Here is a 25,416-nt window from a genome sequence, read left to right on the forward strand (position 1 = left end):
GCCCGGCGAAGTCGGATGAAATGAAAGCCATTCGACAGCGCCTTGATTTGACTCCATGACGGGTCGGACGAGAAAACAATACAGCAAAAACCGGGAACCGGCTGCCGGTTCCCGGTTTTCTTTTTAAGGTCACTCGATTTTTATCCTGTCGGAGGGGCGTGATGTTTTCCAGAAGGCATCCGTTTTTATTTTTTATCCTGATTTTTACCGGCATGGCGTTGAGTGCCGCCGTTGTCCTTTCGGCGCTTTTTGTCCTTTCGGACCCTGCTTCCCTCGAACTGGGAGAAAAGGTGGGAATTGTCGAAGTCATCGGCGCCATCATGGATGCCGGCGGCGTCATTTCGGATTTAAAGACATTCCGGGAAAATCCTTCCATCAAAGCCGTTGTTGTCCGGATCGACTCTCCCGGAGGGGCGGTGGGGCCGGCCCAGGAGATATACCGGGAGATCCGCAAAACCGCCGGGAAGAAGAAGATCGTCGCCTCCCTGGGTTCCGTAGCCGCTTCCGGGGGGTACTATATCGCCGCGGCGGCCGACACAATCATGGCCAACCCCGGCACCATCACCGGCAGCATCGGCGTCATCATGAGCTATACCAACCTGGAAGAACTGTTTGGTAAAATCGGGCTTTCGCCGGTGGTCATCAAAAGCGGTGAGTACAAGGACATCGCCTCTCCGGTCAGGACAATGACGGAAGCGGAGCGTGCGCTTCTCCAGGAATTCGCCGGGGATCTCCACGACCAGTTTATCAATGATGTTGCCACGGGCCGTGGCATGGACGTGGCGGCGGTCCGACAACTGGCCGACGGCCGGGTATTCTCCGGAAAAAAGGCCCGGGAAATCGGCCTGATCGATAACCTGGGCAACCTGGAGGACGCCATTGAAATGGCCGGGCGGATGGCCGGAATTGAAGGCGATGTCGTTTCCGTGTATCCCCCCAAAGAGGAGCCTTTTTCGCTGCTGGAGTGGATCTCCGGCATGTCGGCCGTGGAATGGGTTGGTCACATCACCACCCAGCTGGGCGGGCTGTCCGGCGGGTATCTTTTCCAGCCTGGAAGATAAACAACAACTTTATTGAAAAATACCGATATCCCCCAACCCCTCTCTTATCACTTCAGGCTCATCATTAATAAGGGAAATCACGCTGGATGGTTGTGACGGGACCGGCCCGCCGTCGATGACCACGTCGATCTGCCGGCCGTAATGGTCGTCGATAAACGAGGGGTCGTCAAATACCGTCTCGTCCGGGCTGGTGGCGCTGGTGGAGAGGATGGGATGGCCCAGCCTGCGGACGATATCCAGGCAGATGGCGTGAGCAGGCACCCGGATGCCGGCGGTTTTTCTTTTGGTCATTAAAATCTGCGGCAGCAGGCGGGATCCCTCCAGGATAAAGGTGTAGGGGCCCGGCAACAGCCGTTTCATGGTTTTGTAAGCGTAATTGCTGACCTTGGCATAATCGCTGATGTTTTTCAGGTCGCAGCAGATAATGCTGAAGGGCTTGGTCCGCGTCCGCTGTTTCATGGCGTAGATTTTCTCCACGCTTTTCTTGCAAGTGATGTCGCATCCGATACCGTAATAGGTATCCGTGGGGTAAGCGATGATTCCTCCGTCCCGAAGGATATCCACCACCCTGTCGACCAGTCGCTGTTGAGGGTTGTCCGGGTTGATACGAATGATCATAATCCAATATCCGCGTTATTCCGTTGCCGCTGTCATTGCGGTTTCCCGGTATTTTCGTCGGGTTTGAGGCCATGTAATATCAAAATAAAAAAGATTGTAAAGTAAATTATCTTTTGTTATGGGATGCTAAACAGCTCTCCCGGAGCCGGTGCCTTATCGCCAAAACAAGAATTTCATTTTTTGTCATGAAAAAAGTGTTCGGAGGTTCAATGGTCATGAAAATGTCCCCGGAAGAAGTTTACTCGTTTGATGATGTGCTGCTGATCCCCAGTTACTCCGATGTGCTGCCGGAAGATGTGGTCACCTCCACCCGGCTGACGAAGAGCATCATCTTGAATATTCCCATCGTCAGCGCGGCCATGGATACGGTTACCGAATCAGCCACGGCCATCAGCATGGCCCGGGCCGGAGGGATCGGTATTATCCATAGAAACATGAGCATAGAGAACCAGGCCCTGGAGGTCGGGCGGGTGAAAAAGTCCGAAAGCGGCATGATTGTCAACCCCGTGACCACGGAACCGGACCAGCCCATCAGCGCGGTACTCAGCCTGATGAAGGAATACAATATCTCCGGGGTACCGGTCACCAGGGGCAGCAAGCTGGTGGGCATCGTCACCAACCGGGACCTTCGTTTTGAAGGGGATTTGAACCGCAAGGTCTCCGAGGTGATGACCAGCAAGAACCTGATAACCGTCCCCGAGGGCATTACCCTGGAGGAGTCAAAGGAGCTGCTCCATCGCCACAAGATCGAAAAACTCCTGGTGGTGGACAAGGCCGGCGGCCTGGTCGGCATGATCACCATGAAAGATATTGAAAAACTGAAAAAGTTCCCGCAGGCCTGCAAAGACAGTTTGGGAAGGCTTCGCGTGGGCGCGGCCGTCGGTGTCAGCAGCGAAACGGCCGAACGGGTGGAGGCCCTGTTGAGGGCCGGCGCGGATGTCATATTAATTGATACCTCTCACGGCCATTCGGCCAATGTGATCCGGACGCTGAAGATGATCAAAAGCGGTTTTAAGGACGCCGAGGTGATCGCCGGCAATGTCTGTACCGCCAAGGGAGCCGAAGAGCTGATCGAGGCCGGTGCCGACGGGGTCAAGATCGGAATCGGGCCGGGATCGATCTGCACCACACGGGTGGTGGCCGGGGTGGGCATGCCGCAGCTGTCGGCCATCATGAACTGCAAATCCATATCCAACAAGACCGACGTTCCCCTGTGCGCCGACGGCGGCATCAAGTATTCCGGGGATATCACCAAGGCCATCGCGGCCGGGGCCCACACCGTCATGCTCGGCGGGCTGTTTGCCGGAACCGAAGAAAGTCCCGGCGAAACGATCCTGTTCCAGGGCCGCAGTTACAAGGTTTACCGCGGCATGGGTTCGGTGGAGGCGATGAAGCAGGGCAGCAAGGACCGGTATTATCAGACGGACGACGTGGATGACAGCCGCCTGGTCCCGGAGGGCATCGTCGGTCGCGTTCCCTACCGGGGGACCATCGCCAACAACATCATTCAACTCATCGGTGGGTTGAAGGCCGGAATGGGATATCTCGGCTGCCGGACGATCGACGAACTCAGGGAACGGGGCCGGTTTGTGAAAATAACCGCCGCGGGCCTCCGCGAGAGCCACGTCCATGACGTCATCATCACCAAGGAAGCGCCCAATTATCGGGTAGAATAAAAGAAAAGTTTTAAGTGATTAAGTTTTAAGTGTTAAGTTTTAAGTTTTAAGTGTTAAGTGGTTAGGTGTTCAGGGGTTTAGGCTTATATTCCTTAACACTTAAAACTTAATCACTTAAAACTTAAGAGCACCTCTGAAAATTGCCTTTTGGCCCGATGTCGGCGTTGTGCTCAAATTTTAATCATCGAAATACTTCAATGTATTCATCCGGTTAAAATTTTCGTACCCCTTGACCTCGAACCAAAATTTTAATTTTTAGAGATACACTTAAAACTTAAAACTTAATCACTTAAAACTTAAAACTTCCCGGAAAGAGCAATGACCGATATCCCTTCCCAGGATTTTGTCCATCTGCACGTTCATACGGAATACAGCCTTCTGGACGGTATTATCCGGCTGGAATCCCTTATGCGGCGTGCCGTGGAATACGGCATGCATTCCGTGGCCATTACCGACCACGGCGTCATGTTCGGTGTCGTTCATTTTTATAAGGAGGCGGTCAAGGCCGGACTGAAACCGGTCATCGGATGCGAATGCTATCTGGCGCCCAGAACCATTGCCGACAAAACCCCCCAGGATCATGAAGGGCTCTCCCATCTGGTGCTGCTGGCGGAGAATATGGAGGGATATCATCATCTCTGCCGTCTGGCGTCCATCGCCTCCATCAAGGGGTTTTATCATAAACCCCGCATCGATAAGGATTTGCTGCGGCAGTATGGGTCGGGACTGATTGCCCTGTCCGCCTGCCTGAAAGGGCAGATCCCTCAGTCGCTGACTAAAGGAAGGGTGGCGGAGGCGGACGCGGCGGCGCGGGAATTCCAGAAAATATTCGGCGAGGACCGGTTTTTTCTGGAAGTGCAGAACAACGGCGTTAAAGAGCAGGTTGCGGTCAATGAAGCCCTGCTGGACATGAGCCGGCGGCTGTCCATCCCCCTGGTCGGCACCAATGACTGCCATTACCTGGATTCCGGCGACAGCGGAACCCATGAACTCTTCCTGTGTCTGCAAACCGGCAAGACCATCTATGACGCGGATCGCATGAAGTTCGAGACCGATCAGCTCAATTTCAAACCCCGTCATGAAATGCGCGCTTTTTTTCAGGATTTTCCCGGCGCCGCCGACAACACGGTGGCCATCGCCGGCCGATGCAATGTGGCGCTGGATTTCAAAACCCTGCATTTTCCCCGTTTTGAAACGCCGGCGGAAAAAACGGTGGATGATGTTTTCGATGAGAAGGTCAGGGCCGGTTTTGAACGGAAAAAAGAGCGGATCCGGGAGAACAACCCCGGTGTGAATGAATTCGTATACGAGGAACGCCTGGCCTATGAAATCTCCGTTATCAAGAAGATGGAGTTCCCGGGTTATTTCATGATCGTGGCGGATTTTATCGAATATGCCAAGAACTGCGGCATCCCGGTGGGCCCCGGTCGCGGATCGGCGGCCGGCAGTCTGGTGTCGTACTGCCTGGGCATCACCGATCTTGATCCGATTGAACATGGCCTGCTGTTCGAACGATTCCTGAATCCGGAACGGAAAAGCATGCCGGATATCGACGTGGATATCTGCATCAACGGCCGGGACCGGGTCTTTAAGTATCTGGTGGAAAAGTACGGCGGTGACGAATACGTGGCCCACATTATCACGTTCGGTTCCATGAAGAGCCGGGCCGCCATTCGCGATGTGGGTCGTGTGCTGGATATCCCGCTGTATGAGGTTGACCGGATCGCCAAGCTGATCCCCCCGGACAGCAAGAGCCTGGATGATGCCCTGGAAAAAGAGCCGGCGCTTAAGGAATTGATCGGCTCCAAGCCGGAATTCGGCGAGCTGATGAAGGCCAGTCGCGTCCTGGAGGGCCTGCCGCGGCACGCCTCGACCCATGCGGCCGGCGTGGTCATCGGGGACCGGCCCCTGTTCGAGTATGTTCCGCTTTATTCGGTCAATGAAGGGGAAGTGTCCACCCAGTACGACATGAAGTGCGTCGAGGCCATCGGGTTGGTCAAGCTGGATCTGCTGGGTCTGCGCAACCTGACGGTTATTCAGGACACCCTGACCCTGCTGGAAAGTCAGGGCCGGACGCCGCCCGACATGTCCCGGCTGAAGCTGGATGATCTTTCGACCTATCAGCTTCTTTCCCGGGGGGATACCACCGGTGTTTTCCAGCTGGAAAGTTCCGGTATGAAGGAACTGCTGGTCAAGATGAAGCCGGCGGCGTTTGCCGATGTCGTCGCCCTGGTGGCGTTGTACCGGCCGGGCCCCCTGGGCAGCGGCATGATCGAGGATTTCATCGAAAGAAAGCACGGCCGCAGGAAAGTGGAGTACCTGGTTCCGGAACTGGCGCCGATTTTAAAGGAGACGCACGGCGTTATCCTTTATCAGGAGCAGGTCATGAAGATCGCCCAGGTTCTGGGCGGTTACAGCCTGGGGACGGCGGATGACCTGCGCAAGGCCATGGGCAAGAAGATCAAGGAAAAGATGGCCGAACACCGGGATTATTTTGTCGCCGGAGCGGTTAAAAACAACATCAACGAGGCCCGGGCCCGGGAAATCTACGAGCAGATGGAGTACTTCGGCGGCTATGGCTTCAACAAGTCGCACAGCGCCGCCTATGCCCTGATAGCTTACCAGACGGCTTTTTTAAAAGCCCATTTCCCGGTCGAATTCATGGCGGCGCTGCTGACCAGCGCCATGTCGCATCCCGATGACGTCGTCAAGTTCATTGCCGAGTGCCGCACGGCCGGCATTGAAATCCTGCCGCCGGACATCAACGAGAGCGAAAAGCGGTTCGCCGTGGTGGACGCAAAAATCCGGTTCGGTCTGCTGGCGGTCAAAAACGTGGGGGAAGCGGCCATTGAAGTGATCGTTGAAGAACGCCGGAAAGACGGCCGGTATACTTCTCTGTTTGATTTCTGTGAGCGCGTCAGTCTTTTCAAGGTGAACAAGAAAGTCGTGGAAAGCCTGATCAAGTGCGGCGCTTTTGATTCCACCGGAGCGGAGCGGGCCAGAATGATGGCGGCGCTTGAAGACGCCCTGTCTCACGGCCAGACAGTCCAGCGGGAACGGGCCGATGCCCAGATGACCTTTTTTGACATGGGTGACGTCAATAATACCATCAACGCGCCGGTTCTGCCGGAACTGCCGGAATGGCCGGAGAAGCAGCGACTGGCCTTTGAAAAAGAAGCCCTGGGATTCTACGTTAGCGGGCATCCATTGTCCAATTTCCGGGACCTGCTGGCCCGATACGCCAACGCGGATTCGGTCACTATCCGCGAGATGAACGACAAGGCTCATGTCATCATCGGCGGTACCATCACCACCATCATCCGGAAGCGCACCAAGACGGACAAACAGATGGCCAACCTGGTGATTGAGGACATATACGGCCCTTTAAGAGTCGTCGTGTTTCCGGATGTCTTCAAGGTGGTCGCGGATTTTCTGGCTGAGGACGTGCCGGTATTCGCGGAAGGAACCCTGGAAAAGTCCGAGTCCACCATTACCCTCCAGGCGGACCGGATCGTGCCGATCGAAAAAGCGCCTGAAGCCTGGCGGCCCAGCGTGCATTGCACCATAAACGCCGATACCGCCACCCGGGACACGCTGTCCGAGTTGAGAAAGATATTTAATGAGAATCCCGGGCCCTGCAACGGTTTCCTGCACCTGATTTCCTCGAGCGGAGGGGAAACGGTCATCGCCCTGCCGGATTCGATAAAGCTCTCGCCGGGTAGTGTCCTGACGGATAGAATCGACGGGCTGCTGGGGTACAGATCCGTGCGGGCCACCTGTCAGCTGCTGCCGGGAGCGGAGCAATGGGGCCCCCGCAGGTCTCCCCGGAAGAACGGCTTCGGCGGCAACGCCAGAAGAGGCCCCAATTGATGTCGCCGCCTACACTTTGAATTTACCGACCATCTGATTCAGTTTTTCCGACAGCGTTTTGAGCTCTTCGGCGCTGCTGTTGACTTTGGCGCTGGTCCGAGAAATCTCTCCGGCCGAATGATCGACGTTGCCGATTTCGTCGGCGATGCTGATGGCGGCCGAGGAACTGTAGGCGATCTCGTTGTTGGTGTCCTGGATCCCCTGGGACGCCTGCCCCACGTTGGCGGCGATTTCCCTGGTGGTAACGGATTGCTGTTCCACCGCCGTGGCGATGGTGGAAACGATGCTGTTGATCTCTTCGATGACCCGGATGATATTATCGATTCCTTCCACGGTCAGCATGGTGGAATTCTGGATCCCGTCTATTTTTTCCTTTATTTTTTCCGTGGCGTCGGCGGTTTGACGCGCCAGCACTTTTATCTCGTCGGCGACGACGGCGAACCCTTTTCCGGCCTCACCGGCGCGGGCCGCTTCAATGGTAGCGTTTAAGGCCAGAAGGTTGGTCTGCTCGGAAATTTCCGTGATTGCTTCCGTGACCATGCCGATTTCTTCGGCTGACTTTCCCAGTTCGTCAATCTGCTGGGAGGCTTTTTTCGTTTCCAGTACGGCCCGCTCGGTTATCTGGTTGGCTTTACCGGAGTGCTGGGCGATGTCGCTGATGGTCGCCGTCATTTCTTCGGCGGAAGAGGCGATGGAATCCAGCGTTGCCGATCCCTCTTCCATGGCGGTGGCCACGGAGTTGACTTTAGAGCTCATTTGTTCCGCCGCCCGGGCCACGGAGTTCGCCTTAAGAGAAACGGTCTCGGCGCCGCGCGACATTTCACCGGCCAGGGTGGAGAGGTCGCTGGACGAGTTGTTCAGGGTAGAGGCATGCCCGCTGATATTTTTGATCATGGAATGCATGCTTTCGATGAACACGTTGAACCAGTGCGCCAGTTCACCCAGTTCGTCCGCCTCGTTGGCGCCCTTGATGTTGAGCCGGCGGGTAAGGTCGCCTTCCCCTTTGGCGATTTCCCTTAACCCTTCCACGACTTTGGAAATCGGGCGCATGGCTTGCTTGATCAGATACTGGTTGGTGGGGATAAGAATGATAAAACAGATAAAGAAAACGATCAGCAGCGTTTTTATCGCCTGCAAGGTATGCGTCCAGGCGGTTTTGGTGGATATCAGCGAAACGATGACGCCGATGCACTTTGATTCGCTGTAGATCGGCAGATACCCGGCGAAGAAGCCGCCGTTGCCCTTGACGTCTATGGTTTCGTGATAAATATTTTGCCGGTCAAACTGCCATTCCGATGAGATGTCGGGGTATTGCTTGGCAATCTGCTGAAATGACGCCAGCGTTCCGGAGGTCAGTTTCCGGTCGATGAAGATGTTGATGGCGGTTTCCGTTAATTTCGCCATGTCTTCTGCAAATTTCTGGTTGAATCGATGATAGGAAACGACCCATCCGACCTGAACCGGTTCCATGGCGTCCGTTGCCATGTTGTATTCCAGGACGGTGGAGGGAGTTCTGATGACCACTGAAAGGAAACCATCCGTAATAACAAAGCCCATATTTTCGTTGCCGAAAATGGTACTCTGGGTAAAACGCAGATCAATTTCGGGCAGGGCCGAGCGGGTGGCCCAGTCCTGTTGCTGCAGGTTCATGTCGGCGCCCAGTTCCGTCAGATAAACCATCTGTTCACCCTGGTCCCGGAAAGGATAACCGATGACGGACTGACCGTTTTTTTCCATGGCAAAGGCGGACAGATCACCCTCCATGTCGTAAATGGCGATTTTATGGGTATCGCCGTCCTGGATAATCGTGTACAGGGTGTGGGCGACATTCCGGAAGGCGCTTTCGGTGAGAACGGTTTTCTCGTCGGCTTCTTCCTTTGCCATTTGTTTGAACTTGATCCACATGTTGCTGGCGGCAGCGGCGCTTTCCGCCTGGTCCAGTAACTTTTCCTTGATGGAGTCAATGCTTTTGCGGATGATATTAAACGTCAGATTGATAGCCAGTTGCGAGGATTGACGGTTTTGCGAAAAAAGCAATATGGAGAGGGCAATCGAGAGGGCGACCAGCAGCACCACCAGAACGAGACTGATTCGTAGCGTGATTTTATTACCGAGTTGCATAGTGAGTTACCTTTTCATAATGGTTACGGCTTCGTAACAGGGCTTTCTCCATCGCTCCGCTGTTTTGAACGGGCAAAGGGCCCGTTCTTTAAAAATAATATGAAATTTTTATGAATTTTTATCATATGCCGAAACATGAAATATGTCAACACGCGAAAACCGATAACCACCCGATATCCTTATCCCTCGGCGGGTCCATGAAGTCGCCTGAAAGGGCGCGGGGCATGACGGGCCTCTGGCGCGGTCAGAAGGATGTCATGGCAACCGGTTCTGCGCGTCGGTAAAAAGCCGTTCCATCTCTTCTATCCGGGAGGACGGAAGAGATCCCTTGTCCCGGGCGATGCGGAGGGTATGGATCCCCAGCTGGCAGTAAATGGCGAGCAGGTCGTTCTTGTGCCCGTAAATGCCGTTCACATGATCGGCGATGGTTTTGGTGTCTCCCCTGGCGATCGGTCCGGTCAGCGCGTCGGGAATGCCCGCGGTTTTGATGTTGGCCAGCGTCCCCTGGATGAGCGGCGCAAGAATGGTCATGGCGTCAGGACGCCTGATTCCGGCGGATTCCAGCAGGGAAAAGGCGATATCGACGATCGCGACCAGGTAGTTTGACGCCACCACCGCGGCGGCGTGATACAAAACCTTGGACTCGGTCGCAATGGTAAAACAAGTGACCCCGAGGGCTTTACCCAGAGCCGCCGCCGCCTCCAGCGCCCGGGGATCACCTTCGATGGCCGCCATGATTCCCTGAAACGGGTTGCTGTCCGTTGCGCCGACGGTGGCGAAACTCTGCAGGGGGTGGAACGATCCCCTGGCGACGCCGGCGGCGCCGGGGGAAGTCAGAATCGTGGAAGGATGCGCTCCGCTGCAATGGAGCACGGTCGTTCCCGGAGAAAATCCGTTGTGCGCCACGATGGAGGCATAAGCGCCGGCGATCTCCCCGTCCGGGGTCGTCAGCAACACCAGTTGCGCGGGCCGGGTGATCTCCCAGGGATCGGTCACCGCCTTTCCCGTTCCGATGGCGGCTGCCGCCTTGAGGGCGGATGCCATGGTCCGGCAGCAGACGCCGGTGATCCGGTAACCGGCCGCGGCCAGGTACTTTCCCATGGCCGTGCCGAGCTTGCCGCCGCCGATAATGGCAACCGCTGTCGTCATCTTAATCCCTCCGTTTATTTCTCCGCGATATGGAATTGGTATAGCACGCCCTGATGCTTAAGACAACATGCCGGGGTGGTCCGATTTGTCTTTGACTTGGTGATGGTTTTGTGAAAAAATTTAAAAAATTGTGACGACTGACTGCGAAAGTCAGGGGATCATAAGGATCTGAATGGCGGATTTACCTATGGCCAGAAAAAGCGACAGTGGCGCCAGTAAAAGGCGCTGGAAAAGATATCAGGTAAAAAACGGCGCCTTTGTCATGATTTACAAGCCTTCTCTGCTGAAACTGGGTAAACCCGCGCCGGTGAAGCTGGGACCAATCAAGGATATCGGCATGAAGGGGCTGGCGGTGCAGTACATGGATCAGAAGAACCTTCTGCGCAACGTGGAAGAATTGGCCATCGCCCTGCCGGACGGAACCATTGCCGTGGACAAACTGAAATTCACCCCGGTTACGGATTTTGAAGTCGCTCAAATGCCCAATGCCCGGTCTATCCGGACGCTTTGCGTCTCCTTTTCCGGTTTGCTGCCTTTGCAGAAAATTCAACTGGAACGTTTTATCGATGAATACGGCCTCGAAATGGTCAAAGGGCCCTGTTGAAAATCAGCTATGTCCTCATGACTTACCGCCGGCGGCATAGTCGGGGTCGAATGGTTTCGGCAGGAATTATAATAGAGTAACCCAGCCAACGGCAGCTTTCCCGGAGCGTGATGGATGAAATACGTCGGCGCGCATGTCAGTGTATCGGGCGGTGTCGAAAACGCCCCCCTCAATGCCGCCCGGATTGGCGCCCGCGCTTTCGCCCTTTTCACTAAAAATCAGCGGCAGTGGCGGGCAAAGCCCCTTTCAGGGGAATCGGTTGACGCTTTCCGGAAAAACTTTGCCGACAATGGATACCATCCGCGACATATCCTTCCCCATGACGGGTATCTGATAAACATCGGTCATCCGGACCGGGAAAGCCTGAAAAAATCCCGCGATGCTTTTATTGATGAAATGAACCGGTGCCGTCAACTGGGGCTGAACCGCCTCAACTTTCATCCCGGCAGTCACCTGGGCCGGATGACGCAAGACGCCTGCTTAGACAGAGTCGCCGAATCCCTCAACATTGCCTTGGACCGGACGGACGGCGTGGTTGCCGTGGTCGAAAACACCGCCGGCCAGGGGAATAATGTCGGTTTCCGGTTTGAGCATATTGCCCGGATCATTGAGGCCGTGGAAGATAAGACGCGGATAGGCGTCTGTCTTGACACCTGTCACGCCTTTGCCGCCGGCTATGATTTGCGGACGAAAAAGGCCTATGAAAAAACCATGGCGGATTTTGACCGGGTGATCGGATTTCGGTACTTGAAAGGCGTTCATCTTAATGACGCCAGGTCCGGGCTGGCCAGCCGGGTCGACCGCCATGAGCGTCTCGGTGACGGCACGCTGGGACTGGCGCCGTTCCGGTTGATGATGAACGATCCCCGGTTCGACGATATCCCCATGATCCTGGAGACCACGGACAGCGATATCTGGGCGGAGGAGATCGCGTCCCTTTACCGGATGATCAAGAACGGGATGAATGGCAAGGTTGCCGTATAAATGTTTAATTGAGAGAAGGGGAACATATGGGCTTTCTTGAAGGCAGAAAGGCGATCGTGACCGGCGGTGCCATGGGCATCGGGTTGGCGACGGCCAGACGACTGCTGGCGCAAGGGTGTGATGTCACCATCTGGGACATGAACCGGGATGCCCTGGAGAAGGCGTCGGATGAATTGAAAACCCTTAAACAAGGCGCTGTTTACGCCCACCTCTGCGACGTGACCGACCGGGAAAAGGTGATGGCCCTGGCGTCAACGGCCGAAAGGGAAATGGGCCGCGTCGATATTCTGATCAATAACGCCGGCATTGAAAAGCACGGCCGGTTCTGTGACGTGTCCCTGGACGAATGGGAACGGGAGACGGCCGTCAATTTCCGTTCCATCCTGTACACGACTCACGCGATTCTGCCCGGGATGTACCGGAGAAATGAAGGTCACATCGTCAACATTTCCTCGGCGGCCGGCCTGATCGGGGTGGCGGACGTGGCGGTTTATGCCGCCACCAAATGGGCGGTGTTGGGGCTGACCGAGTCCCTGAGGGCGGAAGCCGTCATGGACGGTAAAAACATTGCCTTTACGTCGGTTCATCCCCATTTTATCAGGGAAGGGCTGTTTTCCGGCGGGCGGCTTAATCTTCTGGGTGAATTGCTGGTGCCGCGCATCCGATCCCATGATGTCGTGGCCCGGGCCATCGTCGACAAGGCCCTCCGGCGGAGGCGGAACGTCGTCAAGATTCCGGTGACATTGCACCTGGGGTTGCTGTTCCGGGCGCTTCTGCCGGATCGATGGCTGCAGGTAGTGCTGGTCCGCCTGATCGGGACCGGCCGGTGCATGGAAAAACTGGTGGGATACGGAAACGAAAAACATTTGTAAAACATAACAACATAGCAGGGTGACCAACATGATGATGAAAGTTAAAAACGAAAATGGTATTTCCGGGGGCTGCCTGTCGATGATTTTTTTCTGCCTGGTGATGATGGCGGTTGCCGATGTAACCGTCAGCCGGGCGGAAGATACCAAGATAGGCATCATTGATACGGCCAGGATCGTTCTTCAATCTCAATACGCCCAGAAGGTCAAGGCGGATTTTACTGCGGAAATGGAAGAACAGCGGAATGTGCTCGACAAGAAAAGAGAAGAGGCCGAGAAACAGCGGCAGAAAGTGTTGAGCCTGAAAGAGGCGGGGAAAGATTCAGCGGCGACCAAAAAACAGGAAAAAGAACTGGAAAAGATGGTCCGGGAATTGAAATGGTTGAAGGAGGATTTTGACAAGGATCTGGTGGAGATGGATAACGCGCTTCTGGAAAAAATGAAGGAAAGGGTTCGCAAGGTTCTGGATCAGTTTATCGCCACCACGGATTATTGCATCATCATGGAAAAGCAGCGGGTGGCCGTTTATTGCAAAACCGTTGACGTCACCGATGAGATTATCAAACGGCTGGATAACTACCGGGAATAAATATCTTCCGATTCCGCTGACATCGGCGGAGAGAAGCTTGACCTGGCTGATTTGATAAAGGTGAAAAAGCGTCGCTGATCCTTTGCAAAAAAGAGGAGGAGGATAATGAAACATTTAAAATATGGCGCATGCCTGTTGCTGTTTCAGTTTCTGGCCGTCTGGCCCCTTTACGCGGAAATCAATTCCTGGATAGACGAAAGCGGGATCAGGCGCTATTCGGATACCGCTCCTGATAATCCCGAGGGATCCGTCGAGGTCCTTGAGGGAGTAGAAAACAAGGAACCTCCGAAGGCGGTTCAACCGGGAAACGATGGCCTGGAAAGCACTATCGATCAAATAAAAGCCGAAGAAGAGGCGGCTAAAGAAGGGGACATAACAAAAAAGCAGAAGGCGGAAAGAGAGGAAAAAGTAAAAAGCGCCTATGACGCCCTGGTGAAGCTTAAAAATAGCGTTACCGGAAAAATCGACTGGCGCGAATATGAAAGATTGCTGGCGGATGCGAAACAAAAGGTTGACGAACTTGACGGCATTCAGGAAATAAAGGATGTCAGAACACGGTTGATTGAGGCATATGAGAGCTACGAGGTCGTAATCGAACTGAAAAGCTTTGAAACGGCGGGACAGAAAGCGAGTTTAAATAATCGGATCAGGAAAATGAACGAAGACTGGGGAACGGCGGCTCCGGAAAATTATTTCAAGGCCCGGGAAATATGCTGGCAGCGCGCGGCTGACCGGCTAAACAGATCCGGCATCTCCCCATAGCCCGGGTCCGCGGCTCCTTCCCGGCGGTTCGGCAGGGCGTGTTGGCGGATATTCACGATTCCGCTGAGAAATATCCGGTGATCAAGCCCCTTGCCTTTTTTTGTTGAAGGCTTACCCGCCGGACCGCTCTTTGGCGATCAGAGCCGCGCCCATGGCGCCGACGGTATCCGGCAGTTCCGGCACCAGCACGCTGACGCCGCCCAGGGCTTCGCTGATGGCCCTGACCACGCCGTTGTTACGCGCCACGCCGCCGGACATGGCCACGGCATATCCGTTTAAATCGGAGGCAACCCGTTTGACCAGGGACACTGTCCGGCTGGCAATGGAGCGGTTCAGCCCGTTAACAATCTCTTTGACCGGCGTGCCGTTGGCGATCAGCGACACGACTTCGCTCTCGGCGAATACCGTGCACATGCTGCTGATGGTCAATCCCGCCTGGGCGCCTTTATCGAGTTCCCCCATTTCGTCAATATCGACCTGGAGCGCCCTGGCCATGGCTTCGAGAAACCGCCCGGTGCCGGCGGCGCACTTGTCGTTCATGGCAAAGTCCGTCACCTTGCCGTCGGCATCCAGAAGGATGACCTTGCTGTCCTGACCGCCGATGTCGATCAGTACGCGGGTTTGCGGGTAAAAGGCCAGGATTCCCTTGGCATGGCAGGTGATTTCCGTAACGGCGCAAAGGCGGTCCGTCACGCGGTTCCGGCCGTAGCCGGTGGACACGATGGCGGCCAGCCTGTCTTTGGTCAGCCCGGATTTTTGCAGCACTTCATTGGTCGCCCGCTCGATGGCCTCCTGGTTGCGGGCGCCGGTGGGGACCACCGACGTGGCCAGAACGGTTTCATCCCGGTCGATCAGCACCGCGTCGCTGGACAGACTGCCGATATCAATTCCCAGGTAATACATAATAGTTCCTCTCTGTGATCAGTCTATTTCCGACTTTCCATCATCTCCACAAAAGCCTCCAGGCGGGTCCGGAACTGACCTTCGGTAAATTTGCGCGAATCGACGCAATCCACTTCCAGATTGAGCACCGGTACGCCGATTTCCTTCAACCCGTCTTCGATCAGGCCGCGGGCGCCGGTGCCCTGGCGGCACCCCCAGTTGCAGGGGTTGACGGCGCCGTCCACCTGATATGCTTTCGCCAGCTTCCGCAGATGGCTTACCCGTTTTTCAATGGTCCCGTTAAAGGGAATGGATATGGAGCGCCGGGCAAGCCCCCCATAAATATCGTCCAGGTCGATCGGGTCCCAGGTGATGTCGTTGAGTTCATCGATGACGATCCGGGCGCCGAACTCATCTTCTAACAATTTTTCAATCGGGTTTTTAAACTGAATCCGGTTCTGGATCCAGAGCAGCCGGAACTTTTCTTTAGGCCTGCCGGTTGCCCCTGCCGCGAGGCGATGTTTAAATTCGTCCCGGTAGGCTTCCGCTACGTTTACCGCTTCTTCGGTTCCCAGGAAAAGCGCCATGACGATGCCGAAATTGCTCAACTCCTTGCTGGTCACCGGCGAGGGGAGGCCCCTGGCCAGGTCATATATCTCGGCCAGGATGCTCCGGGTCCGGTTGGTGTTCGTCATGGCCATTTTCAGCTTTTCCGGGTCCGGGGTAATCCCGGTCACATCCGTTATAAAGGCCGTCATGTCACGGAGCTGATCGGCAAAATAGCGCACGTTTTTCCCGGACTCGTCCTGGGGCACGTGAAGGACAAACAGCTTTTTTTTGAAATGGGCGGCCAGGTTTTCAATCACCGCCAAACCGCCGGAACACGGGTTGGTGGTCCCGATCAAAAACTCCGGTTCGGGCATCAATCCTTTTATGGCGGCGCCCGTGACCGCCCGGTGGTAGCTGCAGGAATCGGAAGAATAACCGATATGTTCCGTTGCCTCTATGAACTCGCCGGCGGCGCCAGTGCTGGCCAGCATGGCGCCGATGAACTCCACGAAGCAGGAGGTGATACCCATGGCGCCCAGCAGGTCGAACGGCGCGGTGATCCCGCACCAGGCCACCCTGTTCGTCCCGGAATAGAGTCGTTTCCCCAGGCGGGCAACCTCCAGCGAATATATTTTTCGCGGGCTGGCCTGACCGCTGGCAATGGCCTTCCGGAGGCCGTCTTCCAGTTGTTCAAAATATTCCATCATCATGATGATCACCTCAGCATTTCGATAAAGGCTTCAATTCTGGTTTTCTGCTGGCCCATGGAACGCACCGTGCAGTCGCCTTCCAGCAGGAGGAAGGGGATGCCCTCTTTTTTCAGTTCGGCCCTGATCCCCGGCAGGCGGGCAAGATACGGGTCGCAGAATTTTACGGTGTGCCCGATTACGCCTTTGGCCCGGCAGCGCCCGGCATCGGCCACGATGTCGGCGGCCAGTTTTCCGGGCCGGGCGGGATTCATGGTGCGGGCGCAGGCCGGGCGGTTCATAAGTTCCCGGGCGTATTCGTGCAGCAGGTCATCGCCAGCGTCCGTCGTCACGGTTATGGGCGGGAACATGCGGGAACCGGTGCACAGGTCGTCGACGATAATCCTGGCGCCGCATTCCGCGAAAAGGTCCATGGCATCGATGTCCGGCAGCATGTTGCCGAACAGGTACACGGGAACCCCGTCATCGGCCGGGTGTTCATCTTTTAACGCCAGAAGATCGTCCAGTACCGGCAGCATCCGTTCCGGTGCCATGCAGGACGCCTCAAGATAAGCCTTCTGCAGTGCTCCGGTCCCCTGTTTTATGGTGTTGTCCCGGACGGATTCTCTTAATTGCCGGAAACGGTCGGCCAGTTGATTGTAGGCCCGTATGCCGGTGATCAGCGCCTCCGGGCTATAGGGCTTTCCGCCCCATGCCGTCAGGAGGTCGGCGGTTCGTTTTAATTCATCCGTTAAAAAATGGATGTCGTTTTCAGCGGTGGTCACGGGCAGATCGACCAGCGCGCTCTTTATCTCCGGCCGCGCGATCCGCCAGGCATCCGCCAGGCGACGCATGGCATCGCAACTGTTCATGAAGATCATTCCGGACAGGTCCGGCAGGTCGTTGCTCATGGCCCGGTCCAGGATGCGCTTGACATGAGGGCAGAGGTTGTCGTGCAGGAGGCGGCCGGCCTGGTCCGGATTGTCGCCGACCGGCAGAACACGATACGGCGTAAACCCGGCGGCATGGATCAGGGCCAGCGGCGTGTAGGCGCAGGCAAACCCGATGGCGTTTTCGTTTTTCATGATCAGGCACCCCCTTTGTTGGCGTTGGCTAATATGGTTCGCAGCACTTTTTTAACGACCGACATGTCCCCGGATGCGATGCCGTCAAAAGCCTGGGTGAACATCCGTTCTATGGCCTCGAAGACAGCGGATTGAATTTTTACGCCTCGTTCCGTCAACTTGACCTGCTGGGCCCGGCGGTCGTTAGGATCACTGGAACGATACACCAGGCCGTCCCGCTCCATGCGGTCGATCAGGCCGGTCATGGTGGAGGGCTCCAGCCCGGCGCAAAGCCCCAGTTCGGAAAGTTTCATGCCGTCCCTGCTGCCGAATTTGCTCAACATGTCATCCAGGTTCTCATCTTTCCAGAGACACATCAGCGCCCCCAGGTAGGCGGGTTTGACATCATCCAGTCCGCAGTCGGTCAGGACCTTTTTTAACAGCGAGGTTAATGTGAGTGATGATCGCGTGATCAGGTAAAAGGGGCATTCTTCAGGGGGAAAATAATTCATAGGGCACCTTGTCCGGTTGTTATTGCCTATCCATAATTTACCTATCAATATATTACGCTAACGTAATATATGCAAGTAAAATTTTATTTGATTTTGATTTTTAGGGATAGGGATAAGCACTCGCTTTTCCGGACATCATCTAAAGTGCTGATGATCTTAATCAATCAGCTTTATTCGGGGCACAATAACGGATCCGCTTCATAAAACCGGATGACTTAAACATCATTTTCAGGGTCAAAAAGGGCAGTCTAAGCCTGATTTTTGAGGTGGTTTCGGAGCGTATATTTCTTTAATTCAGCATGTTGGCGTGGTCCGACCCCGGACGGCCAGGCCCGCCCACCAGACCGCCCGGTCATAAGGGGAGACGGCGCACACGGTAAACACGATGAGGCAAGGTCCGAGCAGCAGCAGCGGGACGGTTTGGTTCATTCGCATTTCATCGCCCCAAAAATTCGGATGGGGGTTTTCGCCGGTCATGACGCTTTCCCTGATATGTTTCCCTCATTTCCGATTCGAATATAACAATCTGTTTTGATTGACGTTGTATATAGCAAGGCGGATTCTGGTGTCAATGCCTTTATGGTCGTGGCAAGTGGTTTTTTGTTGACAGGGATCGTTCTGTCCGGTTATACAAAATACCTTTTAGAACACCTGCTTTTCTTTGAAGAATCCGCTGAATTTATCGGTTCATCCAAATCGTAAAGGTCTTTTGTGAAAAGGCGTGTCTATGGAAATCCAACTTAACAGCACACTGGCCACCCTGGAGAAACTGCGGAATGAATCCGCCTCATCCGGCGGCCCAGAGAAGATAGACGACCAGCATCGCAAAGGCAAACTCACCGCCCGGGAGAGGATCCATCTTCTCCTGGACGACGGTACCTTCGAGGAGTTCGACGCCTTGAAAACCGGTCGGGGCAGCGCGATCGGAGACGAGAAAAACTATCCCGGGGACGGCGTGGTGACCGGCCACGGGTCCATTGACGGTCGTGAAGTGTTCGTGTTCAGCCAGGACTTCACTGTTATCGGCGGTTCTTTGGGTGAAGCCCATTCCCAGAAAATCTGCAAAGTCATGGACATGGCGGTCAAGGTCGGCGCTCCCATCATCGGCCTGAAGGATTCGGGCGGGGCCCGGATTCAGGAGGGGGTGGATTCCCTGGCCGCTTACGGAGAAATATTTCACCGGAACGTTCATGCCAGCGGCGTGGTGCCTCAGATTTCATGCATCATGGGGCCCTGCGCCGGGGGCGCTGTTTACAGCCCGTCCATGACCGATTTTGTTTTCATGGTGCAGGCGTCTTCCTATATGTTCGTAACCGGACCCAACGTCGTCAAGACCGTCACCCACCAGGACATCACCTCCGATGACCTCGGCGGCGCCGACGTCCATGCGCAAAAGAGCGGCGTCGCCCACTTTACCGCCCCCAATGACGTGCTCTGCCTCCGGGAAGTCCGACGGCTCATCAGCTACCTGCCTTCCAACAACCGGCAGCGGTCCCCGCTTCTGGACTTGTTGGACCCGCCGGACCGCATCGACCCGGTTCTGGACTATCTGGTTCCAGATGATCCCAACCAGACATACAATATGAACGTGCTGATATACAGCATCCTGGACGGAGCCGAATTCATGGAAGTTCATGAGCATTTTGCCCGGAACATCATCTGCGGCTTCGGCCGTCTCGGCGGTCAGACCATCGGGCTCGTGGCCAACCAGCCGGCGGTGCTGGCGGGCGTTCTGGACAATGACGCCTCGGTCAAGGCCGGGCGTTTTGTCCGGTTTTGCGACACCTTCAACATTCCCATCATCGCCCTGGTGGACGTGCCGGGGTTTATGCCGGGACCGGATCAGGAACATGGCGGCATCATCCGTCACGGCGCCAAACTTCTTTACGCCTTCACCGAAGCTTCCGTCCCCCGGATCACGGTCATCGTTCGTAAGGCATACGGCGGGGCCTACCTGGTAATGAATTCCAAGCACATTCACTGTGACGTCAACTACGCCTGGCCGACGGCCGAAATCGCCGTCATGGGCGCCAGAGGGGCCGCTGAAATCATTTACCGCCGGGAGATCATGACGGCGGAAGACCCCCAGCGCCTGATCAACGAAAAGATGGAGCATTACCGGAAGCGTTTCATCAATCCTTTCCTGGCGGCCAAGCGGGGATACATCGATGACGTGATTTTCCCCCGCGAGACTCGCCACCGCTTGATTCGCACCCTGCAGGTGCTGGAAGGAAAGGAAAGCAGACTTCCGGATCGTAAACACGGCAACATCCCCTTATGAGGTCATGATGTTTAAAAAAGTATTGATCGCCAACCGCGGTGAAATCGCCGTTCGTGTCATCCGCACCCTCAAGCGCCTGGGGATTGCCTCCGCGGTCGTCTATTCCGACGCGGACCGGCGCAGCCTCCATGTGCAATACGCGGATGAAGCGGTTTGTATCGGGCCCGCCCCCGCCCGGGAATCTTACCTGAATATCGACAAGGTCATCCAGGCCGCTCTGTTCGCCGGCTGCGAGGCCGTTCATCCCGGCTACGGCTTTCTTTCCGAGAATGCCGGCTTTGCCGACGCCGTATCGGCCGCCGGTCTGACCTTTATCGGGCCTCCGGCCGGGGCCATTGCCATGATGGGGGACAAGATCGCCGCCAAGGAACTGGCCGTCAGTGCAGGTGTCCCGGTGATACCCGGATATGACCGGGCCATAAAGGACCTGGATGAGGCGCTGGCGGCCGCCGCCGGCATCGGCTATCCGGTCCTGCTCAAACCCGCCGCCGGCGGGGGCGGGAAGGGCATGCGGATCGTCAGCGGCCCCGGAGAGATGGAAGCCGCCTTGTCCGTCAGCCGGAAGGAAGCCGGCAAGTCCTTCGGGGAAAGCACCGTCTTCCTGGAACGATATATCGAAAAACCCCGTCACGTTGAAATCCAGATTCTGGCCGACGCCCATGGCCATATCGTTCACCTGGGCGAAAGGGAATGCTCCATTCAACGGCGATATCAGAAAGTGATTGAAGAGTCTCCCTCGCCGGCGGTTTCCGAAGCGTTGAGGCGGCGCATGGGAGAGGCGGCCCGCAGCCTGGCGAAAAAGGCCGGGTACATTAACGCCGGGACCCTTGAATTCATCCTGGACGCCGGCGGCGATTTCTATTTTCTGGAGATGAACACCCGGCTCCAGGTTGAGCATCCCGTGACCGAACTGGTCAACGGCATTGATCTGGTGGAGATGCAGGTGCGGATCGCATCCGGAGAAGCACTGCCCTTTAAACAGGAGGAAGTCCGGATGCAGGGCTGGGCCATGGAAGCCCGGATCTGCGCCGAGGACCCGGCCAGGGGCTTTATGCCGTCAACCGGCATGGTCACCCGCTATGCCGAGCCCCGGGGGAAGAAAATCCGGGTGGACAGCGGCGTCGACACCGGCAGTCACATCAGTATTTATTACGATTCGATGATGGCCAAGGTGATCTGCCACGGCCAGGATCGGGAAGAGGCGCGCACGGCGCTGATCGAAGCCCTGAACGGCTATCATATTGAGGGGTTCGCCACCAACGTCGATTTTGTCAACAGCGTCCTGTGCCATCCGGAATTCGCCCAGGGTCATCTGCATACCGGCTTCATTGACGCGCATTTTGACGGCAGCACTCCGAAACGGCGGCCGGAGCCGGAGCATTTAAACCTCATGGCGCTGGCGGCCACCCTGATCTACCATGTCAGGAACGTCGCCGTCCGTGAGTCTCTGCGGCCCATGGTTTCAAGAATCGGCCGCCAGAAAGATCGTGGCCAAATTCATTCCTACCGGGTCAGGTCCCTGGATGACGCTTTCCGGATCGAGCTCAACGGCTCCCTTGAGGATCGGCACTGGGAGATTACCGTCAACGAAAAAACATACCTGGTTAAAACACCCGAGTTCCAGTTTTATCGCCGGCGGCTGGCCCTTGAGATTGACGGCCAGATCCATCGGTTCAGACTGCGGGCCGAGCAGTCCTTTTTCTTCGCCTCTTTCAACGGCATCACCCGGCTGTTTGAGATGTATAATCCCAGGGAATGGGATTTGATCAGATACATGCCGAAACGGAGCGAGAAGATCGCCGATGACGCGCTTGTCTGCCCCATGCCGGGCCTGGTGGTGGATGTCCGGGCGGCTAAAGGCGACCGTGTCTTCAGAGGGCAGACGCTGGTCGTCCTGGAATCCATGAAAATGGAAAGCGGCGTGGCTTCTCCCATCGACGGCGTAATCGCCGAAATCCTGGTCGAGGCGGGCCAGGCCGTCGAGGCCCAGCAGGTCATGATCCGGTTCCAGAAAAACGGCCCGGCCTGATATCCTTTATCCCTCGATTCCGCAGCCAACGTTTTTCTTTTGATGCGCGTCATCGGATTCCTGTAAACCGGTGCGGCATCTTTTAATAAGAAAATAGGACACGGCGATTGCAAGAATTAGGGAAGCGGTTCCCAAAACGGCCAACGGTTCGTAATCTTTAACATCAAGAATGATCACTTTCCGGGCAATCGCGATCAAGGCAACCTCGAGGACGATTTCGGAATGGATGACATTTTCCGCCAGATAGGCTTTGATGGTTTCCAGGAGTTCCAGGCCGATCAGTATGATCAAAAAGAAACCGAAAATGTCAAACAACTGATCTATCCCAAGCCAGTATCGGGGGGGAGAAAAAATGTCCTTGATGATCAGCACGCCGAGTTCGACGGTTGATATCAGAATCACCAGGGCCATCATGCCGATCAGGGGAAAAATGATGATCTTTTCAAAATTTTTTAACATGATAGGGGTTTCCTTTTCAGCGGAGGTTGCTAAAAATATATTTTAAATCATATATTTTTAAAATAGCATTTTCTAGATGGTGATAACTTTTTTTGGGAAAGGAGGAAGCCGGATGAAATGGAAAACACAAGATGGTGGCTGGAGTCCATATTTAGCCGGGGCCCTGTTAGGTCTGCTGGCAATCGCCTCCGTTTATGCCACCACTCAACTGCTCGGGAAAACGAACTACCTGGGCGCGTCGACCACCTTTGTCCGGGCGGCCGGCCTTTTGGAAAAAATGATCTCAGCCGAATATGTCCAGGCCAATGCGTACTTTATCAAGGAGAAGATCCGTGTGGACTGGCAATTCATGCTGGTGGCCGGTATTTTTATCGGCGCGCTGATTTCTTCTCTTACGGATAAAAGCTTTAAACTTGAGCCCGTGCCGCCGATGTGGGAGAAACGATTCGGTCCGTCCGTGGGGAAGAGGGCGGTCGGCGCGTTTCTGGGCGGCGTCGTCGCCATGATTGGCGCCCGTCTGGCGGACGGGTGTCCCAGCGGACACGGCTTAAGCGGCATGATGCAGCTTTCGGTCAGCGCGTTTCCGGCACTGGCCCTGTTTTTCGGCGTCGGCGTTATCGCGGCCCATCTCGTATATAAAAGGAGGTCCTCATGACGAATGAACAATTGTTGGGTCTGGCCACCGGCATTGTCTTCGGATTTCTTCTGCAAAAAGGCCGTGTGCTTCGTTTTGATAAGCAGGTCGGGGCCATGCTGTTCCTGGACATGACCATATTCAAGTTCATGCTGTCATCGATCCTTGTGGGAATGGTCGGCATCAACCTGCTGTCGGATTTGGGTATCATTACCCTGAGCCATAAGCCCATGAACGCGGGCGCCGTGATCATCGGGGGAGCGCTATTCGGCGCCGGGTGGGCCATCATGGGTTATTGTCCCGGCACCTCCATCGGGGCGCTGGGAGAAGGCCGCTGGCATGCGGTCTTCGCCATCATCGGCATGATTACCGGCGCGGCGGTCTATGCCGAGCTGTACCCGGTTTTCAAAACGACGGTACTGGCGTGGAAGGACTTCGGGAAAATCGGGCTGCCGGAAGTGACCGGGATCTCAAAGTGGGGCATTATTCCCCTGTTTTGGGTCGCGGTCTTCGGTCTGTTCGTCTTTTTTGAGAAGAAAAACGTATAGGCCGTGCTGGACTCCGGATCACAGGAGCGGTGACAACAGACGGCATGTCCCTTGCCATAAACGTTCCGCCAGACCCTGTTGATAGAGATGCCCGGCCCTGATTTCCCGGCTCAGGCTGAAATCCTGAGAAAACCTCTCCTCGAGGCGTTGCGTGAACATGGGGTCGGTCACGATGACCCCGAGCTCGAAGTTGAGCCGGAAACTCCTGATATCCGCATTGGCCGAGCCGACAACGCTCCAGGCGCCGTCAACGGCCAATGACTTGGCATGAAGCATGGACGCCCGGTATTCGAATATGCGGACACCGGCGTGAACCAGTCTGGGGTAGTAGGAGCGGGTAGCCGGCCCGGCAATGGCGACATCGCTTTTTTCCGGAACGAGGATCCGGACATCGACTCCCCTTGCCGCGGCGCTGATGAGCGCCTGCATGGTCGGCTCGTCCGGTATGAAATAAGGGGTAGAAAGATAGCAGTGCTTTCGCGCCGAGGTGATGGCGGTAAAGTAAACCAGGCGGCTGGCATTGTATTTCTGGTCGGGGCCGCTTGGCACCACTGATACGACGGATGTGCCGTGTTCGCTTAAAACCGGCGGCTCCGGGCAGGCCAGCGGCTCCCCGGTGGCAAAGGTCCAGTCTTCGGAAAAAATCCGGGCCAAGTCCGACACCGCCGGCCCCCGCAATGCCAGATGCGTGTCACGGAAACGGGCGGCGGGTTTTTTTCGCCATTTTTGTCCCGAGTATTCGTTGCCGACATTCATTCCGCCGGTAAAACCGGTCTGCCCGTCCACAATGATGATCTTCCGGTGGTTTCTCAAATGTACCGACCACCTTTTTTTCAATGGGTTCACGGGAAGGAACGATTCGGCTTTTCCGCCGGCGGTTTTGATTGCGGACAGGCGCTCCGCATCGATGCGCAGCGAACCGACAGCGTCGTATAACAGCCGCACCTCGATACCCTTTCCCGCCTGGGCGGCGAGCAGCTCCAGAAAGTGGTGGCCGGTTTCATCATTGCTGATAAGGTAATATTCAGCCCAGATGGAGTGTTTCGCCTCCTCTATCACCTGTTCGATCTGTTCGAAGGCCTGTTCGTTCTCCGTGAGCAGGTCGACCGAATTTCCGACTGTGGGCAGCAGGCCGGTAAGCGATGAAGACAGGTGCAGAACAGACCCCGGTTCTCCGGCAGCGGTTATGCCGATTCTTGTCATAATCGCTTTGCGCACCGTCTCCGCGGTCAGGCGTTTCCGTCGCGTCGTGGATTTGATGCCGGGGTTCGCGAAAAGGAGGTATGAGAGGGCGCCGAATCCGGGAAAGGCAAATATCGCCAATATCCAGGCCAGCGTTCCCTCTACGCCATGGCCCCGTGAAATCGCGCGGAACACGGCATAAAGATCCAGTACGATGATAATAATGCCGATGTCTAAAAAGATATTCAATGCCGAAGCTTCTCCAGTCGTTTTTTACGTATATCGAA

General features: G+C 55.7%; 22 protein-coding genes. 12 read left to right on the forward strand and 10 right to left on the reverse strand.

Going from position 1 to position 25,416, the window contains the following annotated elements; genetic code table 11:
• Positions 1 to 161 precede the first annotated feature (161 nt).
• On the forward strand, positions 162 to 1,061 hold the full coding sequence (sppA, locus tag AB1724_12595; GenBank protein ID MEW6078647.1) for a signal peptide peptidase SppA: 900 nt from the start codon (positions 162 to 164) through the stop codon (positions 1,059 to 1,061).
• Positions 1,062 to 1,070: 9 nt separating this feature from the next.
• On the opposite strand, the gene AB1724_12600 is transcribed toward sppA, so the two are convergent.
• On the reverse strand, positions 1,071 to 1,679 hold the full coding sequence (locus tag AB1724_12600; protein ID MEW6078648.1) for an L-threonylcarbamoyladenylate synthase: 609 nt from the start codon (positions 1,677 to 1,679) through the stop codon (positions 1,071 to 1,073).
• A gap of 215 nt (positions 1,680 to 1,894) precedes the next feature.
• Between AB1724_12600 and guaB the strand changes: the two genes are divergently transcribed.
• Together guaB and dnaE are read left to right on the forward strand one after the other, a co-directional pair.
• A complete protein-coding gene (gene guaB, locus AB1724_12605; protein ID MEW6078649.1) occupies positions 1,895 to 3,355 on the forward strand; it encodes an IMP dehydrogenase in 1,461 nt (486 codons plus the stop codon).
• A 318-nt stretch (positions 3,356 to 3,673) separates the two neighbouring features.
• Positions 3,674 to 7,225, forward strand: coding sequence for a DNA polymerase III subunit alpha (gene dnaE / locus AB1724_12610; GenBank protein MEW6078650.1), 3,552 nt, complete (start codon positions 3,674 to 3,676; stop codon positions 7,223 to 7,225).
• Between the two features lie 9 nt (positions 7,226 to 7,234).
• Here the strand turns inward: dnaE and AB1724_12615 are convergent, their stop codons facing one another.
• Positions 7,235 to 9,346, reverse strand: a complete 2,112-nt coding sequence (locus tag AB1724_12615; GenBank protein ID MEW6078651.1) for a HAMP domain-containing methyl-accepting chemotaxis protein — start codon at positions 9,344 to 9,346, stop codon at positions 7,235 to 7,237.
• A 255-nt stretch (positions 9,347 to 9,601) separates the two neighbouring features.
• Positions 9,602 to 10,495, reverse strand: coding sequence for a Rossmann-like and DUF2520 domain-containing protein (locus tag AB1724_12620; GenBank protein MEW6078652.1), 894 nt, complete (start codon positions 10,493 to 10,495; stop codon positions 9,602 to 9,604).
• Between the two features lie 172 nt (positions 10,496 to 10,667).
• Between AB1724_12620 and AB1724_12625 the strand changes: the two genes are divergently transcribed.
• The 5 genes from AB1724_12625 (at position 10,668) to AB1724_12645 (ending at position 14,303) form a co-directional block, all read left to right on the forward strand.
• The gene (locus AB1724_12625) at positions 10,668 to 11,099 is read left to right on the forward strand and encodes a hypothetical protein (GenBank protein ID MEW6078653.1); all 432 of its coding nucleotides are present in this window, start codon (positions 10,668 to 10,670) and stop codon (positions 11,097 to 11,099) included.
• 114 nt (positions 11,100 to 11,213) lie between these two features.
• The gene (gene nfo, locus AB1724_12630) at positions 11,214 to 12,083 is read left to right on the forward strand and encodes a deoxyribonuclease IV (GenBank protein ID MEW6078654.1); all 870 of its coding nucleotides are present in this window, start codon (positions 11,214 to 11,216) and stop codon (positions 12,081 to 12,083) included.
• A gap of 26 nt (positions 12,084 to 12,109) precedes the next feature.
• Positions 12,110 to 12,955, forward strand: coding sequence for an SDR family NAD(P)-dependent oxidoreductase (locus AB1724_12635; protein ID MEW6078655.1), 846 nt, complete (start codon positions 12,110 to 12,112; stop codon positions 12,953 to 12,955).
• 28 nt (positions 12,956 to 12,983) lie between these two features.
• Positions 12,984 to 13,541, forward strand: a complete 558-nt coding sequence (locus AB1724_12640) for an OmpH family outer membrane protein (protein ID MEW6078656.1) — start codon at positions 12,984 to 12,986, stop codon at positions 13,539 to 13,541.
• Positions 13,542 to 13,646: 105 nt separating this feature from the next.
• Positions 13,647 to 14,303 carry a hypothetical protein gene (locus AB1724_12645; protein ID MEW6078657.1) on the forward strand — a complete coding sequence of 219 codons (657 nt, stop codon included), beginning with the start codon at positions 13,647 to 13,649 and terminating at the stop codon, positions 14,301 to 14,303.
• A gap of 111 nt (positions 14,304 to 14,414) precedes the next feature.
• Here the strand turns inward: AB1724_12645 and AB1724_12650 are convergent, their stop codons facing one another.
• From AB1724_12650 to AB1724_12670, 5 genes are all read right to left on the reverse strand, one after another.
• Positions 14,415 to 15,206: an acyl-CoA dehydratase activase gene (locus AB1724_12650; GenBank protein MEW6078658.1), complete on the reverse strand. Its 792-nt coding sequence runs from the start codon at positions 15,204 to 15,206 to the stop codon at positions 14,415 to 14,417.
• Between the two features lie 23 nt (positions 15,207 to 15,229).
• The gene (locus AB1724_12655; protein ID MEW6078659.1) at positions 15,230 to 16,444 is read right to left on the reverse strand and encodes a 2-hydroxyacyl-CoA dehydratase family protein; all 1,215 of its coding nucleotides are present in this window, start codon (positions 16,442 to 16,444) and stop codon (positions 15,230 to 15,232) included.
• A gap of 5 nt (positions 16,445 to 16,449) precedes the next feature.
• Positions 16,450 to 17,505 carry a 2-hydroxyacyl-CoA dehydratase family protein gene (locus AB1724_12660; protein MEW6078660.1) on the reverse strand — a complete coding sequence of 352 codons (1,056 nt, stop codon included), beginning with the start codon at positions 17,503 to 17,505 and terminating at the stop codon, positions 16,450 to 16,452.
• Between the two features lie 2 nt (positions 17,506 to 17,507).
• Positions 17,508 to 17,996 (reverse strand): MarR family transcriptional regulator, encoded by a 489-nt coding sequence (locus AB1724_12665; GenBank protein MEW6078661.1) that lies wholly within the window; start codon positions 17,994 to 17,996, stop codon positions 17,508 to 17,510.
• Between the two features lie 294 nt (positions 17,997 to 18,290).
• Positions 18,291 to 18,425: a hypothetical protein gene (locus tag AB1724_12670; protein ID MEW6078662.1), complete on the reverse strand. Its 135-nt coding sequence runs from the start codon at positions 18,423 to 18,425 to the stop codon at positions 18,291 to 18,293.
• Between the two features lie 298 nt (positions 18,426 to 18,723).
• Here AB1724_12670 and AB1724_12675 point away from each other — a divergent pair, with 298 nt between their 5' ends.
• Together AB1724_12675 and AB1724_12680 are read left to right on the forward strand one after the other, a co-directional pair.
• Complete coding sequence (locus AB1724_12675; GenBank protein MEW6078663.1) at positions 18,724 to 20,277, forward strand: acyl-CoA carboxylase subunit beta; 1,554 nt, start codon at positions 18,724 to 18,726, stop codon at positions 20,275 to 20,277.
• Between the two features lie 4 nt (positions 20,278 to 20,281).
• On the forward strand, positions 20,282 to 22,306 hold the full coding sequence (locus AB1724_12680; protein ID MEW6078664.1) for an acetyl-CoA carboxylase biotin carboxylase subunit: 2,025 nt from the start codon (positions 20,282 to 20,284) through the stop codon (positions 22,304 to 22,306).
• A gap of 6 nt (positions 22,307 to 22,312) precedes the next feature.
• Here AB1724_12680 and AB1724_12685 read toward each other — a convergent pair whose 3' ends face one another.
• The gene (locus AB1724_12685; GenBank protein MEW6078665.1) at positions 22,313 to 22,765 is read right to left on the reverse strand and encodes a phosphate-starvation-inducible PsiE family protein; all 453 of its coding nucleotides are present in this window, start codon (positions 22,763 to 22,765) and stop codon (positions 22,313 to 22,315) included.
• 112 nt (positions 22,766 to 22,877) lie between these two features.
• On the opposite strand from AB1724_12685, the gene AB1724_12690 reads away from it, so the two are divergent.
• Positions 22,878 to 23,420 (forward strand): YeeE/YedE thiosulfate transporter family protein, encoded by a 543-nt coding sequence (locus AB1724_12690; GenBank protein MEW6078666.1) that lies wholly within the window; start codon positions 22,878 to 22,880, stop codon positions 23,418 to 23,420.
• Positions 23,417 to 23,947: a YeeE/YedE thiosulfate transporter family protein gene (locus AB1724_12695; GenBank protein ID MEW6078667.1), complete on the forward strand. Its 531-nt coding sequence runs from the start codon at positions 23,417 to 23,419 to the stop codon at positions 23,945 to 23,947. The genes AB1724_12690 and AB1724_12695 overlap by 4 nt, the downstream gene beginning before the upstream one ends.
• An 18-nt stretch (positions 23,948 to 23,965) precedes the next feature.
• On the opposite strand, the gene cls is transcribed toward AB1724_12695, so the two are convergent.
• A complete protein-coding gene (gene cls / locus AB1724_12700; GenBank protein MEW6078668.1) occupies positions 23,966 to 25,378 on the reverse strand; it encodes a cardiolipin synthase in 1,413 nt (470 codons plus the stop codon).
• Positions 25,379 to 25,416: the final 38 nt, after the last annotated feature.

Source organism: Thermodesulfobacteriota bacterium, assembly GCA_040753795.1.
Lineage (GTDB): Bacteria > Desulfobacterota > Desulfobacteria > Desulfobacterales > Desulfosudaceae > JBFMDX01.

Bases quoted from the DNA above. Each gene is read 5' to 3' on its own strand.
- sppA (MEW6078647.1), top strand. From the start codon at position 162: ATGTTTTCCAGAAGGCATCCGTTTTTATTTTTTATCCTGATTTTTACC.
- AB1724_12600 (MEW6078648.1), bottom strand. From the start codon at position 1,679: ATGATCATTCGTATCAACCCGGACAACCCTCAACAGCGACTGGTCGAC.
- guaB (MEW6078649.1), top strand. From the start codon at position 1,895: ATGAAAATGTCCCCGGAAGAAGTTTACTCGTTTGATGATGTGCTGCTG.
- dnaE (MEW6078650.1), top strand. From the start codon at position 3,674: ATGACCGATATCCCTTCCCAGGATTTTGTCCATCTGCACGTTCATACG.
- AB1724_12615 (MEW6078651.1), bottom strand. From the start codon at position 9,346: ATGCAACTCGGTAATAAAATCACGCTACGAATCAGTCTCGTTCTGGTG.
- AB1724_12620 (MEW6078652.1), bottom strand. From the start codon at position 10,495: ATGACGACAGCGGTTGCCATTATCGGCGGCGGCAAGCTCGGCACGGCC.
- AB1724_12625 (MEW6078653.1), top strand. From the start codon at position 10,668: ATGGCGGATTTACCTATGGCCAGAAAAAGCGACAGTGGCGCCAGTAAA.
- nfo (MEW6078654.1), top strand. From the start codon at position 11,214: ATGAAATACGTCGGCGCGCATGTCAGTGTATCGGGCGGTGTCGAAAAC.
- AB1724_12635 (MEW6078655.1), top strand. From the start codon at position 12,110: ATGGGCTTTCTTGAAGGCAGAAAGGCGATCGTGACCGGCGGTGCCATG.
- AB1724_12640 (MEW6078656.1), top strand. From the start codon at position 12,984: ATGATGATGAAAGTTAAAAACGAAAATGGTATTTCCGGGGGCTGCCTG.
- AB1724_12645 (MEW6078657.1), top strand. From the start codon at position 13,647: ATGAAACATTTAAAATATGGCGCATGCCTGTTGCTGTTTCAGTTTCTG.
- AB1724_12650 (MEW6078658.1), bottom strand. From the start codon at position 15,206: ATGTATTACCTGGGAATTGATATCGGCAGTCTGTCCAGCGACGCGGTG.
- AB1724_12655 (MEW6078659.1), bottom strand. From the start codon at position 16,444: ATGATGATGGAATATTTTGAACAACTGGAAGACGGCCTCCGGAAGGCC.
- AB1724_12660 (MEW6078660.1), bottom strand. From the start codon at position 17,505: ATGAAAAACGAAAACGCCATCGGGTTTGCCTGCGCCTACACGCCGCTG.
- AB1724_12665 (MEW6078661.1), bottom strand. From the start codon at position 17,996: ATGAATTATTTTCCCCCTGAAGAATGCCCCTTTTACCTGATCACGCGA.
- AB1724_12670 (MEW6078662.1), bottom strand. From the start codon at position 18,425: ATGAACCAAACCGTCCCGCTGCTGCTGCTCGGACCTTGCCTCATCGTG.
- AB1724_12675 (MEW6078663.1), top strand. From the start codon at position 18,724: ATGGAAATCCAACTTAACAGCACACTGGCCACCCTGGAGAAACTGCGG.
- AB1724_12680 (MEW6078664.1), top strand. From the start codon at position 20,282: ATGATGTTTAAAAAAGTATTGATCGCCAACCGCGGTGAAATCGCCGTT.
- AB1724_12685 (MEW6078665.1), bottom strand. From the start codon at position 22,765: ATGTTAAAAAATTTTGAAAAGATCATCATTTTTCCCCTGATCGGCATG.
- AB1724_12690 (MEW6078666.1), top strand. From the start codon at position 22,878: ATGAAATGGAAAACACAAGATGGTGGCTGGAGTCCATATTTAGCCGGG.
- AB1724_12695 (MEW6078667.1), top strand. From the start codon at position 23,417: ATGACGAATGAACAATTGTTGGGTCTGGCCACCGGCATTGTCTTCGGA.